A 13828-nucleotide genomic window follows, 5' to 3' on the forward strand; every position below is an offset into this window, starting at 1 on the left:
TCGGCCGTGGCACATCGACGTTACCGGCGGTGACCGGTCCGGTGCCTTACGGTGTGCCCGGCCGAACCCGTACTGTGACGGGGAAACCGGTGCCCGGAGGTGAAGCATGTCGTCGCGCAACCCGTTGAGCTGGTTCACCCGCTGGGCCGACTGGTTCGAGGAACGCGGCGTCTACGTGCCCGGCGAGGAGAGCCGCGCGGTCGACCCGGTCCGCGATTTCGGCTGGCTGATGGCCGCGTGGGTGGCCGGCGTGGCGATCTTCATCCTGCTGTTCGCGCTCGCGGTTTAAGTGGCATGTCGGTGGTGATTGTCACCACCCGTGCCGTTCCGGTCACGGATTGGCCACGGGGCGGCACCAGGTGCGCGACAACCCCCTGTGTTTCCTCGTAACCCCGCGCGATCACGGCCAGAGTGGAGCGGGTTCGCCCGGCACGCCCCGTTGCCGAACGGCACCCCGACCCGCCGACTGGAGTACCCGCGATGGCGCTCGCGCGCACGTGCAAGATCATGTTCACCACAGGACTGCTTTCCCTGGCGGTGGCGTGCGGGGTCCCTTCGGCGCAGGACGGCACCGCGGCCATGGGCGCGGGTTCGCCGGCGGGCGCGGGAGCGTCGGCTTCGCAGGCGGGCAACGACCTCAAGTTCGGCGCCGACCACCGGTTCGCCAGCGGCCTCACCATCTCGGTCGGCTCGCCCAAGTCGTTCCAGCCCAGCGTGTCGGCGTACCCGCGCAGCCCCCGCGGCGCGGCGTTCGACGTCGAGCTGACGAACGACGGCGCGACGACGTACAAGCTCTCGGGCCTCACGGTCACCGCGACCTCGTCGGGCGCCCCGGTCAAGCAGGTCGTGGACACGACGCAGGGGTTCACCGGCATCGCGGACGCGGGCAAGGACGTGCCGCCGGGCCGCTCGGTGCACGTCACGCTGGCGTTCGCGGTCCCGCAGGAGCCGGCCCAGCTGCGGCTGCAGATCCGCCCGAGCGCGACGGAGCCCGCCGCGGTCACCTACTGCGGCCCCGCCTGACGTTAGGCTCGGTCCCATGACCGAGCGACTTTCCCCCGGCGACGAAGCCCCGGACTTCACCCTGCCCGACAGCGAGGGCAAGGACGTTTCGCTGCGCGACTACCGCGGCAAGTCCGTCGTCGTGTACTTCTACCCGGCGGCGAGCACCCCGGGCTGCACCAAGCAGGCGTGCGACTTCCGCGACAACCTCGCCGAGCTGAACGACGCGGGCTACCAGGTCATCGGCATTTCGCCGGACCCGCAGGCAAAGCTGGCGAAGTTCGCCGCGAACGAGAACCTGACGTTCCCGTTGCTGGGCGACCCGGAGAAGACGGTCATCTCCGCTTGGGGAGCGTTCGGTGAGAAGAAGAACTACGGAAAGACGTACCTGGGCGTGATCCGGTCGACGTTCGTGGTGGACCCCGAGGGCAAGATCGCGAACGCGTTCTACAACGTCCGCGCGACCGGCCACGTGGCGAAGCTGATCCGGGACCTCGGCCTGGCTTCCTGACTTCCACCCGCTTGCAGGCTTGTCCTCCCTCGGTCCGCCAGGAAACATCCGGCGGTCTGAGGGTGGGAGGACGGTTTGACGGGCTTGGAAGCACCGGCGCTGAAGCTCGGTGGACAGATTGCGTCATCCGCGGCGAAGTCGTGGCTGAGTCGCCGGAAGGCCGGCGTCGCGCGATCCGCTGATCTGGTCGACCTGGCGGCGGGTGAACTGAAAGGGCCGCTGGAGCGGCGCAAGCTGGAGAACCTGGTCCAGAATATCGGCACGCAGGTGGCCGAGCAGCTGGAGCAGGTCCTCGCCGATCGCTTTTCTACGTTGCCGCAGAACGAGATCGACGCCGCTTTCCTGGCGGTCGAAGACGCGCTGACCAAGGCGGACCTGTCTGACGAAGCCTTGCTGTCGGCGGACGCGGATCCCGAGCAGTTGGCCCGGCAGATCCGCGGTTCGTTACCCGACCTGGCGGCTTCACGACACCTGGCGCCGAAGGCGGCTGCGCTGTACGAACTGGCGCTGGACCAGGCGTGCCGGCACTTGGTGCAGGTGGTCAGGCACCTGCCGTCGTTCCAGCCGCGCGCGCTGGCGGAGTTGCTGGGTCGGCTGAGCAAGCAGAGCGACCAGCTGGAGGAGTTGCTCGCCCGTATACCCAAGACGAGCTTGGCAGCTCTTGAGGGCGCTGACCACGACGCCGAGTTCGAGTCGACCTACCTGGGAATACTCGCCCGCGACCTCGACCGGCTGGAGCTACTCGGCCTGACCATGGACGACCAGCCGGCATTGCCGTTGACGGTCGCCTACTTAAGCCTGAGCGTCTCTCCGGAAGGCAGACCTCGGCGCGCAGACCGCTACGCGGACCAGCTGTGGTTCGAGAAACGTCACAGCCGGTCGATGAGCGCGAACATGCGCGTCGAGGCCGCACTCGGCGAAACGACCCGAGTCTTGGTCCGTGGCGAAGCTGGCTCGGGCAAGACCACCTTGTTGGACTGGCTGGCGGTCACCGCTGCCCGGAACGGGTTCACCGGAAAACTTGCTGCCTGGAACGGCCGGGTGCCATTTCCCATCCGGCTGCGCAGGTTCGCCACGGAGCCGCTGCCCCACCCAGAGGAACTCGTCCGGCACGTCAAGCCGATGCTCAGCCCTCCGGCAGGCTGGGCTCGCCGGGTACTGGCGGCAGGACGAGGGATGGTTCTCGTCGACGGCGTCGACGAGGTCGGCAGCACCCACCGCCGTGAGGTCAAGGCTTGGCTGCGGGAGCTATCGCTCACCTTCGAAGACACCTTGTTCGTCGTCACGTCGCGGAAAGCAGCGGCAGATCAGGGCTGGCTGGCCGAAGAAGGCTTCGATTCCGTCCTGCTTGAGCCGATGAGCGCCGACGATATCGAGGCACTGGTGGCCCGATGGCACAAGGCTGCGGCCAGCGGCGGAACCGTCCGCGTGGACATCGATCTCCCCGCAGTGCAGCGACGCCTGCTCAATCAGCTGGACAGCCGCCCTCACCTCCGGACCCTCGCAGCAAGCCCGCTGTTGTGCGCGATGCTTTGTGCACTGAACCTGGCCCACCGGTCGGAACTCCCCCGCGACCGGATGGATCTGTACCGTAAAGCTCTGTCGATGCTACTGCATCTGCGCGATACCGAGCGCAAGATCGGCGTGATCCTGACGGAGGGGCAGAAGCAGATCCTGTTGGGCGACTTGGCGTGGCGGCTGTCACTGGCGTCGAAGGTCGAGCTGCCCAAGGATCGTGTCCGCGAACACCTCGCCCGGCGGTTGCCATCGTTGCCACACGTCGACCACACATCGGAGGAGGTACTCGAGCATCTGCTTGAGCGCAGCGGTGTACTGCGAGAACCAGTTCGCGACCGAGTCGACTTTATTCACAGAACATTTCAAGAGTATCTCGCCGCAAATGAAGCGACCGAGCAAGACTATCTCGACACTCTGGTTGAGCGGGCCCACTTGGACACCTGGTGGGAAACGATCGTGATGGCATGCGGTCATGCAAAACACCATCAAGCAGGGGCCCTCTTGACCGAACTGCTGGATCGGGCCGACCGAGAACCCCGCCATGCGCGACACCTGAGACTGCTGGCGGCGGCTTGCCTCGAGACGGTGAGTAACGCGGCGCCAGACGTTATTGCTCGTGTCGAGAGGGTCATCCGAGGACAATTGGTGCCACCGCGAAGCATTCGAGAGACGCAGTCGCTGGCCTCGATCGGGCATCGCGTTTTGCGCTACTTGCCGCCGACCCTGCATGGACTCACCGAGGCATCGGCCGCCGCGTCCGTGCGAGCCGCAGCGTTGACAGCAGGAGAGGACGCGTTGACGCTATTGCGAAGCTACGCTCAAGACGGTCGTCCACAAGTGCAGGACCAGCTGAGCCAAGCCTGGCAATACTTCGATCCGGAAAGGTTCGCCACTGAGGTGATGAGCGAATCACCTTTGAGCGACGGCGAGATCTCGGTGGATTCATCTCATCTTCTACCCCATGTCAGACGCCTAAAGAACCTGAAGAGGCTTTCCGTCGAACTGTCATCCGCCGACAAGCAGGATGATCTTGAAATCTTCGAACAATTGCCGCACCTTCGAGCGCTCTCCACGCATTTCCCCGTCGACCGAACCGTGGATGTCTCCCCTCTGGCAAGACACAACGAGCTTACCGAAATATCGCTCTATTTTGCACAGCGTTACACGAACATTAAAAGCCTGCACGACTTACCTCTTTTACAGAGCGCAACCTTCTTTCGATCAACTCCATGGCGAAGCCTTAACGCCGTCGGTGAGCTAACTCAGCTGCAAGAATTGTACCTTGATCATCTCGAACGTCTTGATGGAATTGACGCCTTGGCAAGCCTGAACAAACTGACTCGCATTCGCCTCTGGGAGGTTTCTCAACGCACCTTGACCGGCAATACCGCACTTTCCAAAGTCACAAATGTCAGCTTGTACGAAAGTATTGGCAGAAAAGGAATCGACGGCGGCGCGATCGCGGCCACCTTCCCACAAGCCGAACACCTGTATCTTAACCGTGTACAGCTTGAAGACTCACATGAGCTCGCGAGACTTCCCCTCAAGACGTTAACCCTGGCGGGACCGGCCGAACTGGACCTTCGGGCGTTCAGCAGCCTGCACACGTTGGGCAATCTCGTCCTCGTAGGCACCGGACACCCGGTCGACCTGAGCCCCCTGGCGGGCCACGACATCGCGATACAAGTCAGCGGAACGCCACCCATCGGAGCCGAAGAGCTCGGCCCCGGCGTCAAGCTGATCGTCGACTAACCATCCGCGAGTTCCCGCAACGCCGGGAGCAGGGCCCGCAACGCCCTGCCCCGGTGGGAAACCGCGTCCTTCTCCGCCGGCTCCATCTCCGCCGACGTCCGCGACTCCCCGTCCGGCACGAAGATCGGGTCGTACCCGAACCCGTTCGCCCCCCGCCGCGCGCGGACCAAGGACCCGCGCCACTCGCCGCGGACCACCGTCTCCTCGCCCGACGTCAACACCAGAGCCGCCGCACACACGAACTGCGCCCCACGGCGCTCGTCCGGCACGTCCCGCAGCTGGCCCAGGAGCAGGTCCAGGTTCGCGTCGTCGTCGCCGTGGCCACCCGACCACCGCGCCGACAACACACCCGGCATGCCGTTCAACGCGTCGACCGCGATACCCGAGTCGTCGGCGATCGCGGGTAGCCCGCACGCCGCCACCGCGTCGCGGGCCTTCGCCACCGCGTTGCCCTCGAAGTCCGGTGCGGTTTCCGGCGCCTCGGGAAACGCCGGGACGTCCGCGAGACCGAGGACCTCGATCCCCGCGATGCCCTCGGCGGCGAGGATCCGCCGCAGCTCGCCCAGCTTCTTCTCGTTGCGCGTCGCCAGCAGCAGCTTCGTCACTTCGAGCCCTTCTTCTTGTCCGGACGCGGTTCCGGCAGCTCGCCCGGGTACGGCAGGGCCAGCGCCTCGTTCTGCAACCGGGTCAGCTCCGCACACCCCGCGAGCGCCATGTCCAGCATCGTGTCCAAAGTGGACCGCGCGAACGTCGCTCCCTCGCCGGTGCCCTGGACCTCGATCAGCGTGCCCGCGTCCGTCGCCACCACGTTCATGTCGACCTCGGCGCGCGAGTCCTCTTCGTACGGCAGGTCGAGCCGCACGCGGCCGTCGACCACGCCGACGCTCACCGCCGCCACCGAGGACGACAGCGGCTGCGGGTCGTTGAGCCGGTTCGCCGCGCCCAGCCACGTGATCGCGTCCGCCAGCGCCACGTAGCCGCCGGTCACCGCGGCCGTGCGGGTGCCGCCGTCGGCCTGGATGACGTCGCAGTCGATGACGATCGTGTTCTCGCCCAGCGCCGCCAGGTCGATGCAGGCCCGCAGCGAACGGCCGATCAGCCGCGAGATCTCGTGCGTGCGCCCGCCGATCCGGCCCTTGACCGACTCGCGGTCGCCGCGGGTGTTGGTCGCCGACGGCAGCATCGCGTACTCGGCGGTCACCCACCCCAGCCCCGACCCGGCCCGCCAGCGCGGCACCCCTTCGGTGACGCTCGCCGCGCACAGCACGCGCGTGTTCCCGAATTCGATCAGGACCGACCCCGCCGGCCACTGCTGGAACCCCCGGGTGATCTTGATGTCCCGGAGCTGGTCGTCGTTCCTGCCATCTTTGCGAGCCACGGGGAGCACTCTAGGACCGCCCGCTCAGACGTCGTATACGGCACCCTGCTTGACGACCTCGGCACCCGGGAACTCCGCCGAGGCCTCCGCCAGGACCGCGCCGGCGTCCGTCCACGGCGCGATGTGCGTCAGCAGCAGCCGTCCGACCGCGGCGTCGCGCGCCAGCTCACCGGCCTGCTTGCCCGACAGGTGCACCCCGGCCGGGCGTTCCGCCGAATCCGTCCAGGACGCCTCGGCGAGCAGCAGGTCGACGCCGTCGGCGAGCTCGTTCAGCGCCGTGCACGGGCCGGTGTCGCCGGTGAACGCCAGGATCCGGCCGCCGTAGGAGATGCGCAGGCCGTACGCCGGGGTCGGGTGGTCGACCTCGACCGCGACGACCTCGAACGGCCCGATCCGGAACGGCTCCGGCCGCAGCGGGTGGAAGGCGTAGACGTCGGAGAGGTCCGTGACGGCCCGCTCGGTCTCGTTGGGCGCGTACGCGTTCGCGAGCCGGACCGGCGCGTCCGGCGGCGCGTAGAGCGGCAGCAGGCGCGGGCGCGCCGGGTACGGCGGCGCCGGGTGGTAGCGCCGCAGGACGGTGAGCGCGCTGACGTCGGCGCAGTGGTCGGGGTGCAGGTGCGTGAGCACCAGGGCGTCCAGGTCGAACGGGTCGGCCACGGCCTGCAGCTGCGCCAGCGTGCCGTTGCCGAGTTCGAGGCCGAGCAGGAAGCCCTCGGCCTCGACCAGGTAGCCGGACGCCGCGGTGTTCGGCCCGGGGATGCTGCCGGAGCACCCGAGGATGGTCAGTCGCACGTCGACACCCTAAGCGCCCGAGGGCCCGATCACGCGGTGGTGGGAGCGAGGACACCCGGGGCGAACCCCATGAACCGCGCGGCGAGCCGGGTGAACGGCTCGGCCGAGCCGGTGGCCAGGAACTCGTGCCGCGGCGGGGTCTCCCGGGTCGTCAGCAGGTCCCGCTCGGTGAGCACGCGGACGACGTCCTTGGCCGTCTCCTCCGCGCTCGACACCAGGGTGACCTCCTGGCCCATCACGATCTGCAGCACGCCCTGCAGGAGCGGGTAGTGCGTGCAGCCGAGCACGAGCGTGTCGACCTGGGCGTCGAGCAGCGGCTGGAGGTAGCCCTGCGCGAGCCCGAGCACCTGCCGGCCGGAGGTGATGCCGCGCTCGACGAAGTCGACGAACCGCGGACAGGCGACGCTGGTGAGCGTGATGCCCGGCGCGGCGGCGAACGCGTCCTCGTAGGCGCGCGAGCGGACGGTGCCTTCGGTGCCGATCACGCCGACCCGGCCGGTGTGGGTGGCCACGACCGCGCGGCGCGCGGCCGGGAGGACCACCTCGATGACCGGCACGTCGTAGCGCTCGCGGGCGTCGCGCAGGCAGGCCGCCGACGCCGTGTTGCAGGCGATGACCAGGGCTTTCACGCCGCTTTCGACGATCTCGTCGAGCGCCTCCAGCGCGTAGCTGCGCGCGGTGGCGATGGGCAGCGGCCCGTACGGGTTGCGCGCCGTGTCACCGACGTACCGGAGCTGCTCGGCGGGCAGCTGCTCCAGCAGCGCCCTCGCCACCGTCAGCCCGCCGACGCCGGAATCGAACACGCCGATCGGGGCGTCCGCGGGCGAAGATGTCACCCTTCGAGGTTACCCGGGGCCGCGGGCCCGGCTTTGCGGGACTTGCCGGTGCGGCCGGTCAGCCACGCCGCGAGGACGCCGGCCAGCGCGCCGAAGACGTGTCCCTGCCAGGAAACGCCCGGGTTGCCCGGCAGCAGCCCGGCGAGCATGCCGCTCCACACGCCGAGCAGGACGACGGCGACCAGGATCTGGCCGGCCGCGCGGTTGAAGATGCCGCGGACCAGCAGGTAGGCGAGCCAGCCGAAAGCGAGTCCGGACGCGCCGACGGTGACCCCGTTCGCCGGGCCGACCAGCCACACCCCGAGCCCGGACACCACCCAGATGATGGCCGTGACCAGCGCGAACCGGCCGATCCCGGCGGCCATCGCGAGGAAGGAGAACACGAGCACCGGCACGGTGTTCGCGAACAGGTGCGACCACCCGGCGTGCAGCAGCGGCGCGAACACCACGCCGTCGAGACCGGAGAGGGCCCGCGAGTGGATGCCGCCCTGATCGAGGTCGCCGGGCAGGATCACGTCCGCCAGCTCGACCAGGTAGAGCAGCAGGGTGAAGGAGAGCGCCACGAGCGCGGCCGCCTTGGGTTTCGGCGGCAGCACGCGCTTGGCGGCGTCGGTTTCCGGGGCGGGGTTCAAGGTGCTCACGTGGTCGACGGTACGTCGGTCCTGTCGCGTCCACGTCGGGTGAAATCCCTGATCCCGGCTTTCTGTCGGTGGTAGCCGCTAGCGTCTGGAGGCATGGGGAACTTCGACGTGAACGGGTACCTGGACCGGCTCGGCCTGGAGGCGGAGCCGCCGAGCGTGGCCGCGCTGCGGCGGCTGCACGCGGCGCAGGTCGAGCGTGTGCCGTACGAGGCGCTGGAAGTCCAGCTGGGGCGGCCGACGCCGCTGGAGCCGTCGGCGTCGCTGGCGCGGATCCTGCGTGGCCGCGGCGGGTACTGCTACCACCTCAACGGCGCCTTTTCGGCGCTGCTGCACGAGCTCGGCTACCAGGTCACCCGCCACCTCGGCGGGGTGCAGGGCGGTCCGGGCGACGCGCCGAACGTCGACCGCAACCACCTGGCGCTGACCGTCGCCGGCCTGCCGGACGACCCGGAGACGACCTGGCTGGTGGACGCGGGGCTGGGCGACGGCATCCACCAGCCGCTCCCCCTACGGGAAGGCACCTACCCGCAGGGCCCGCACACCTACCGGCTGCGGCCGTCGGAGGTGGCGCCGGGCGGCTGGCGGTTCGACCACGACCCGTCGGGCAGCTTCGCCGGCTTCGACTTCGCACCGGGCACGGCGGAGATGGCCGACTTCGCCGAGAAGCACGCGTGGCTGTCGACCTCGCCGGAGTCCGGGTTCGTCCGGGTGTGCGTGCTGCAACGCCGGGACGCGGCGGGCGTCGACACACTGCGGGCGCGCACGTTGAACCGTCACGGCGCGAAGGAGTTCATCGAGTCGCCGTCGGAGTGGTGGACGGCCGCCGCGGACGTCTTCGGCGTCACCCCGGACCTGTTCACGGACGAGGAACGAGCACGGCTGTGGCGGCGGGTCGTGGCCCAGCACGAGGCCCACTCGGGAGGGCCGGTGGTCAGCGTTTGACCGGAGCCGGCGGCAGCGGCGCCTTGCCCAGCGCGAAGTCGACGGCGGCGTCGGCGTGCAGGCGGGTGGTGGGGAAGGTCGGCACGGGCGCGTCGTCCGGCCCGACGAGCAGTTCGATCTCGGTGCAGCCGTAGACGATGCCCTCGGCGCCCGCCTCGACGAGCCGCGCGATCACCCCGCGGTACGCCTCGCGCGACTCGGGCTTCACGACGCCGAGCACGAGCTCGTCGTAGATGATCCGGTGCACGAGGTCGCGGTCGGCCTCGGCGGGCACGAGGACGTCGAGACCGTGCGCGGCGAGCCGGTCGCTGTAGAACGGCTGCCCCATGGTGAACCCGGTGCCGAGCAGCCCGGCCCGCCGGATCCCGGCGGCGCCGATGGCCGCGGCGGTGGCGTCGCCGAGGTGCAGCAGCGGGATGCCGAGGCCGTCGGTGAGCCGGTCGGCGACCTTGTGCATGGTGTTGGTGCAGAGGACGACGAAGTCGGCCCCGGCCGCTTCCAGCGCGCGGGCGGCGCGGTTCAGCTCGGCACCGGCGTCGTCCCAGCGCCCTTCGGCCTGCATGGCCTCGATCGCGGCGAAGTCGACGGAGTAGAGCACGGTGTGCGCGGAGTGGAAGCCACCGAGCAGGGACTTCACGCGTTCGTTGACGAGCCGGTAGTACTCGATCGACGATTCCCAGCTCATTCCGCCCAGCAACCCGATGACCTTCATGATGGTCAGCATGCCCGAACTGCGCACGGCTTTCGCCGGGGTTTCGAACGTCCTGGTCACCGACGGCACCTCGGCGGTCCTGGTCGACGGCTTCTTCTCGCGGCCGTCCCTGGTCAGGATGGCGACGCGGGTGGCGCCCGACCGCGGCCGGATCGACGACGCCCTGCGGCGCCTCGGGGTCACCGAGCTGGACGCCGTCCTGGTCGCGCACTCCCACGTCGACCACGTCCTCGACGCACCGGTCGTCGCCGAGCTGACCGGCGCCACGCTGGCCGGCTCACCCTCGACCCGGCAGGTCCAGGAGGGCTATGGCCTCGCCGACCGGCCGTTCGAGGAACTGGTGCCGGGCAAGCCCGTCGAATTCGGCGCCTTCACCGTGACGCCGATCGAGGCCGTGCACAGCGACGGCGACCGGGTGCCCGGCGAGATCACCGAGCCGGTCCGGTTGCCGGCCAGGGCGAAGGCGTTCAAGACCGGGCGGTGCTACTCGTTCCACCTCACGCACGCGGCGGGCAGCGTCCTGGTCCACGCGTCGGCGAACTTCGTGCCCGGCGCACTGGCCCGCCATTCGGCGGACGTCGTCTACCTGGGCATCGGCGCGGCGGGGAAGCAGACCGAGCAGTGGCGGGAGCGGTACTGGCGGGAGACCGTCGGCGCGCTCGGGCCGCGCAAGGTCCGCCCGATCCACTGGGACGCTTTCTGGCGGCCGCTGTCCAAGCCGCTGAAGCTGCTGCCGAAGCTGTTCGACGAACATGGCAGCGACGATGGCGACCTTCGAGCGGCTGGCCGAGGCCGACGGCGTCGACTTCGCCCTCCCCGAGCTCTGGAAAGCCGAGTGACTCAGGCCCAGAGCTGCCCGTCGAGCCGCTCGGCGGCCTCGTCGAGCGACCCCGCGTAAGCCCCCGTCGACAGGTACTTCCACCCCGCGTCCGCGACGACGAAAGCCACGTCCGCCTGCTCGCCGCGGGCCGCGGCCTTCTCGGCCACCGCCAGCGCCGCGTGCAGCACCGCGCCCGTCGAGATGCCCGCGAAGATGCCTTCGTGCTCCAGCAGCTCGCGAGTGCGCCGCAAAGCGTCGTAAGCGCCCACGGAGTACCGGCCGTTGAGCACCGAAGCGTCGTACAGCTCCGGCACGAACCCCTCGTCGAGGTTGCGCAGGCCGTACACCAGCTCGCCGTAGCGGGGCTCGGCCGCGATCACCTGGACGTCCGGCTTCGCCTCGTGCAGGTAGCGCCCGACGCCGACCAGCGTGCCGGTCGTGCCGAGGCCGCCGACGAAGTGCGTCAGCGTCGGCAGGTCCTTCAGCAGTTCGGGCCCGGTGCCGCGGTAGTGCGCGTCGGCGTTGGCCGGGTTGCCGTACTGGTAGAGCATCACCCAGTCCGGGTTCGCCTCGGCCAGCTCCTTCGCCCGCCGGACGGCCTCGTTCGAGCCGCCCGCGGCCGGCGAGAACACGATCCGCGCGCCGTAGGCCTGCAGCAGCTGCTTGCGCTCGGTCGAGGTGTTCTCCGGCATCACGCAGACCAGGCCGTAGCCCTTGAGCTTGGCGGCCATGGCCAGCGAGATGCCGGTGTTGCCCGACGTCGGCTCCAGGATCGTGGAGCCGCGCCGGAGCTTGCCTTCACGCTCGGCGGCTTCGATCATGGCCAGCGCGGGCCGGTCCTTGATCGAGCCGGTCGGGTTGCGGTCCTCCAGCTTCGCCCACAGGCGCACGTCGTGCGTGGGCGAGAGCCGGGGCAGCCCGACCAGCGGGGTGCCGCCGAGCGCGTCGAGCAGGGACTCGAAGCGAGCCATCGATCAGCCACCGGCCACGGCGGGGAGGATGGTCAGGGTGTCGCCGTCCTTGACCTCGGCCTCGAGCCCGCCGGCGAAGCGCACGTCCTCGTCGTTGACGTAGACGTTGATGAAGCGGTGCAGCTTCTCCTCCTTGACCAGGCGCGCCTTGATGCCGGCGTGCCGGGCCTCGACGTCGTCGATGACCTCGAGGACGGTCGCGCCCTTCGCCTCGACGGACTTCTCGCCGCCGGTGTGGGTGCGCAGGATCGTCGGGATGGAGACGGTCACGGCCATGGGTTCTTACCTCCGGTGGTTTCCTAGACGCAGACGCACTCGGCGCGGCGCTTTATTCCGGTCGTCAGTCGATGATCTCGACCGGCTCCTCGGTGATCTCGGCGTCCACGATCCGGTACGACCGGAACTCGTGCACTTCGGGGTCGCGGGTGGAGACGAGCACGTAGTGCGCGTCCGGCTCGGCCGCGATGTTCGCGTCGGTCCGCGACGGGTAGGCCTCGGTCGCGGTGTGCGAGTGGTAGATGACCACGGGCACCTCGTCGTTCGCGTCCATCTCGCGGTAGAGCTTCAGCAGGTCACCCGAGTCGAACTCGTAGAACGTCGGCGACCGCGCGGCGTTCAGCATGGGGATGAACCGTTCGGGCGAATCGGACCCCTCGGGCCCGGCGATCACGCCGCACGCCTCGTCGGGGTGGTCACGACGGGCGTGGGCGACGATCTCGTCGACGAGGTCACGGCGGATCCGGAGCACACCGCCATCTTAGGTGGTGGACAAACCGTGTCCAGATGATGAGATATTGCGCTCACCAGGACAATCGAGGCATGCCGATGCCCGCGCACGCCCGCGAACGCTGCCGCGAGTTCCTGGAAGACGGCGAGGTGATCCAGTACCTCATCCCGGGCATCTCGCTCTACGTCGACGGCGTCCGCACCCGGGCCGCGTTCTTCATCGTGGTCACCGACCGCGCCATCACGGTGCTCTACGGCGGCCGGTTCCGCCGCTACACCCCGAAGGCGGTCTACGACCGGGTCCCCCGGCGCACCGAGATCGGGCCGGTCGAGGTCCACCCGTCGCTGGGCCCGGTGCTGACCTTCGCCCGGCTGCACCTGGAGATCGACGAGGAGTACGTGAGCGCCGTCCGCGCGGCGAACCTCGAAGGCGCCCACGACCTGCCGCCGGACCCGCTGCCGGACCTTTGACCCCGGGTCACAGCTCCAGGAAGACCGGCACCTCGCCCCTGGCCAGCGCGGCCGTCGCGACGTGGCTTTCCAGGTCCTGCAGCCAGACGGCGGTCCGCTCTTCGCCCCACCGCGCGGCGAACGGCCCGGTGCCCGCGGCCTTCCACCGCGGCTGCCGCAGGCTGGCCGTCTGGGCGTGGGCCAGCGCGAGCCGCAGGTCGCGGGCGCCCGCCAGGTCGAGATCGAGCTCGGTCCCGCCGTCCCACGTCGCGAGCACCCGGGAGAACGCCGCGGCCACCTCCGCGCGCATCGCGGCGCCGTGCCGGTCCCGGAAGCCCGCGCTGAGCCGGCGGGAGCCGTAGGCGTCGGGGAACAGCCTGCGGCCGGGCACCCCGGCCCGGCGGTCCGAGCCGGCCAGCCGCGCCGCGACGCCGGTCAGCGTGTGGTGCAGCACCGCGGCCGTGTTCGGCGCCAGCACGAGCCGGACCCGGCCGGCGAGCCCGGTGACGTGCGCGAAGTCGGTCATCCGACGCACCTCAGCGTCGCGCGCAGGCCGCGGATCTGCAGCGCCGCGACAGTGTTTTCCGCCTCCGGCGCCGTCACCGGGGGTTCGAGCTCGGCCGAGCCGGTCGCGTGGATCCGCTCGGCGGTCGCCCAGCAGGCGCCGACCGGCCAGCCGAGGAGCTCTTCGAGCACCAGGGTCACGCCGGAGAAGCTGTTCACGTCGTCGTTGTGGATCCGGACGACCCACTTTTCCTCGCTCCGCACGCGGGGATG

The 13828-nt window shown here is 69.6% G+C and carries 18 protein-coding genes; 7 read left to right on the forward strand and 11 right to left on the reverse strand.

Annotated elements, in window-relative coordinates; translation table 11 throughout:
* Nucleotides 1–106: 106 nt before the first annotated feature.
* The 4 genes from AB0J40_RS15145 to AB0J40_RS15160 all read left to right on the forward strand — a co-directional run bounded on the left by AB0J40_RS15145 (nucleotide 107) and on the right by AB0J40_RS15160 (nucleotide 4783).
* Nucleotides 107–289 carry a hypothetical protein gene (locus AB0J40_RS15145; RefSeq protein WP_364452639.1) on the forward strand — a complete coding sequence of 61 codons (183 nt, stop codon included), beginning with the start codon at nucleotides 107–109 and terminating at the stop codon, nucleotides 287–289.
* Nucleotides 290–480: 191 nt separating this feature from the next.
* Nucleotides 481–1023 (forward strand): hypothetical protein, encoded by a 543-nt coding sequence (locus tag AB0J40_RS15150; RefSeq protein ID WP_364452641.1) that lies wholly within the window; start codon nucleotides 481–483, stop codon nucleotides 1021–1023.
* 16 nt (nucleotides 1024–1039) lie between these two features.
* The gene (gene bcp / locus AB0J40_RS15155; protein ID WP_364452644.1) at nucleotides 1040–1513 is read left to right on the forward strand and encodes a thioredoxin-dependent thiol peroxidase; all 474 of its coding nucleotides are present in this window, start codon (nucleotides 1040–1042) and stop codon (nucleotides 1511–1513) included.
* A 75-nt stretch (nucleotides 1514–1588) separates the two neighbouring features.
* Nucleotides 1589–4783, forward strand: a complete 3195-nt coding sequence (locus tag AB0J40_RS15160) for an NACHT domain-containing protein (protein ID WP_364452646.1) — start codon at nucleotides 1589–1591, stop codon at nucleotides 4781–4783.
* Here the strand turns inward: AB0J40_RS15160 and rdgB are convergent.
* From rdgB to AB0J40_RS15185, 5 genes are read right to left on the reverse strand one after another with little or no spacing between them, the layout of a single operon-like run.
* A complete protein-coding gene (rdgB, locus tag AB0J40_RS15165) occupies nucleotides 4780–5388 on the reverse strand; it encodes an RdgB/HAM1 family non-canonical purine NTP pyrophosphatase (protein ID WP_364452648.1) in 609 nt (202 codons plus the stop codon). The genes AB0J40_RS15160 and rdgB overlap by 4 nt on opposite strands.
* Nucleotides 5385–6161, reverse strand: a complete 777-nt coding sequence (rph, locus tag AB0J40_RS15170; RefSeq protein WP_093948149.1) for a ribonuclease PH — start codon at nucleotides 6159–6161, stop codon at nucleotides 5385–5387. Before rph ends, rdgB begins: the two co-directional genes overlap by 4 nt.
* Nucleotides 6162–6185: 24 nt before the next feature.
* Nucleotides 6186–6953 carry an MBL fold metallo-hydrolase gene (locus tag AB0J40_RS15175; RefSeq protein ID WP_364452651.1) on the reverse strand — a complete coding sequence of 256 codons (768 nt, stop codon included), beginning with the start codon at nucleotides 6951–6953 and terminating at the stop codon, nucleotides 6186–6188.
* A gap of 29 nt (nucleotides 6954–6982) precedes the next feature.
* Nucleotides 6983–7789: a glutamate racemase gene (gene murI / locus AB0J40_RS15180; protein WP_364452653.1), complete on the reverse strand. Its 807-nt coding sequence runs from the start codon at nucleotides 7787–7789 to the stop codon at nucleotides 6983–6985.
* A complete protein-coding gene (locus AB0J40_RS15185; protein ID WP_364452656.1) occupies nucleotides 7786–8430 on the reverse strand; it encodes a rhomboid family intramembrane serine protease in 645 nt (214 codons plus the stop codon). Before AB0J40_RS15185 ends, murI begins: the two co-directional genes overlap by 4 nt.
* 93 nt (nucleotides 8431–8523) lie before the next feature.
* On the opposite strand from AB0J40_RS15185, the gene AB0J40_RS15190 reads away from it, so the two are divergent.
* Nucleotides 8524–9372, forward strand: a complete 849-nt coding sequence (locus AB0J40_RS15190; RefSeq protein WP_364452659.1) for an arylamine N-acetyltransferase — start codon at nucleotides 8524–8526, stop codon at nucleotides 9370–9372.
* Here the strand turns inward: AB0J40_RS15190 and AB0J40_RS15195 are convergent.
* Nucleotides 9362–10084 carry an aspartate/glutamate racemase family protein gene (locus AB0J40_RS15195; protein ID WP_364453659.1) on the reverse strand — a complete coding sequence of 241 codons (723 nt, stop codon included), beginning with the start codon at nucleotides 10082–10084 and terminating at the stop codon, nucleotides 9362–9364. The two genes, AB0J40_RS15190 and AB0J40_RS15195, sit on opposite strands and share 11 nt — an antisense overlap.
* 10 nt (nucleotides 10085–10094) lie before the next feature.
* On the opposite strand from AB0J40_RS15195, the gene AB0J40_RS15200 reads away from it, so the two are divergent.
* A complete protein-coding gene (locus tag AB0J40_RS15200; RefSeq protein ID WP_364452662.1) occupies nucleotides 10095–10982 on the forward strand; it encodes an MBL fold metallo-hydrolase in 888 nt (295 codons plus the stop codon).
* On the opposite strand, the gene AB0J40_RS15205 is transcribed toward AB0J40_RS15200, so the two are convergent.
* From AB0J40_RS15205 to AB0J40_RS15215, 3 genes are all read right to left on the reverse strand, one after another.
* Nucleotides 10925–11875 (reverse strand): cysteine synthase, encoded by a 951-nt coding sequence (locus AB0J40_RS15205; protein ID WP_364452664.1) that lies wholly within the window; start codon nucleotides 11873–11875, stop codon nucleotides 10925–10927. The two genes, AB0J40_RS15200 and AB0J40_RS15205, sit on opposite strands and share 58 nt — an antisense overlap.
* Before the next feature lie 3 nt (nucleotides 11876–11878).
* The gene (locus AB0J40_RS15210) at nucleotides 11879–12151 is read right to left on the reverse strand and encodes a MoaD/ThiS family protein (protein ID WP_004559268.1); all 273 of its coding nucleotides are present in this window, start codon (nucleotides 12149–12151) and stop codon (nucleotides 11879–11881) included.
* Between the two features lie 64 nt (nucleotides 12152–12215).
* Complete coding sequence (locus AB0J40_RS15215; protein ID WP_364452666.1) at nucleotides 12216–12623, reverse strand: M67 family metallopeptidase; 408 nt, start codon at nucleotides 12621–12623, stop codon at nucleotides 12216–12218.
* Nucleotides 12624–12694: 71 nt separating this feature from the next.
* On the opposite strand from AB0J40_RS15215, the gene AB0J40_RS15220 reads away from it, so the two are divergent.
* Complete coding sequence (locus tag AB0J40_RS15220) at nucleotides 12695–13072, forward strand: hypothetical protein (RefSeq protein WP_364452669.1); 378 nt, start codon at nucleotides 12695–12697, stop codon at nucleotides 13070–13072.
* A 7-nt stretch (nucleotides 13073–13079) separates the two neighbouring features.
* On the opposite strand, the gene AB0J40_RS15225 is transcribed toward AB0J40_RS15220, so the two are convergent.
* A complete protein-coding gene (locus AB0J40_RS15225; protein WP_364452672.1) occupies nucleotides 13080–13577 on the reverse strand; it encodes a hypothetical protein in 498 nt (165 codons plus the stop codon).
* Nucleotides 13574–13819, reverse strand: a complete 246-nt coding sequence (locus tag AB0J40_RS15230; RefSeq protein WP_364452675.1) for an ATP-dependent Clp protease adaptor ClpS — start codon at nucleotides 13817–13819, stop codon at nucleotides 13574–13576. Before AB0J40_RS15230 ends, AB0J40_RS15225 begins: the two co-directional genes overlap by 4 nt.
* Between the last annotated feature and the right edge of the window lie 9 nt (nucleotides 13820–13828).

Source organism: Amycolatopsis sp. NPDC049691, from assembly GCF_040675005.1.
Lineage (GTDB): Bacteria > Actinomycetota > Actinomycetes > Mycobacteriales > Pseudonocardiaceae > Amycolatopsis.

What these genes read in the sequence shown, in the direction of transcription:
- AB0J40_RS15225 (WP_364452672.1), bottom strand. Translation starts at nt 13,577, where the DNA reads ATGACCGACTTCGCGCACGTCACCGGGCTCGCCGGCCGGGTCCGGCTC.
- AB0J40_RS15220 (WP_364452669.1), top strand. Translation starts at nt 12,695, where the DNA reads ATGCCGATGCCCGCGCACGCCCGCGAACGCTGCCGCGAGTTCCTGGAA.
- AB0J40_RS15200 (WP_364452662.1), top strand. Translation starts at nt 10,095, where the DNA reads ATGCCCGAACTGCGCACGGCTTTCGCCGGGGTTTCGAACGTCCTGGTC.
- AB0J40_RS15210 (WP_004559268.1), bottom strand. Translation starts at nt 12,151, where the DNA reads ATGGCCGTGACCGTCTCCATCCCGACGATCCTGCGCACCCACACCGGC.
- AB0J40_RS15205 (WP_364452664.1), bottom strand. Translation starts at nt 11,875, where the DNA reads ATGGCTCGCTTCGAGTCCCTGCTCGACGCGCTCGGCGGCACCCCGCTG.
- AB0J40_RS15145 (WP_364452639.1), top strand. Translation starts at nt 107, where the DNA reads ATGTCGTCGCGCAACCCGTTGAGCTGGTTCACCCGCTGGGCCGACTGG.
- bcp (WP_364452644.1), top strand. Translation starts at nt 1,040, where the DNA reads ATGACCGAGCGACTTTCCCCCGGCGACGAAGCCCCGGACTTCACCCTG.
- AB0J40_RS15150 (WP_364452641.1), top strand. Translation starts at nt 481, where the DNA reads ATGGCGCTCGCGCGCACGTGCAAGATCATGTTCACCACAGGACTGCTT.
- AB0J40_RS15190 (WP_364452659.1), top strand. Translation starts at nt 8,524, where the DNA reads ATGGGGAACTTCGACGTGAACGGGTACCTGGACCGGCTCGGCCTGGAG.
- AB0J40_RS15195 (WP_364453659.1), bottom strand. Translation starts at nt 10,084, where the DNA reads ATGAAGGTCATCGGGTTGCTGGGCGGAATGAGCTGGGAATCGTCGATC.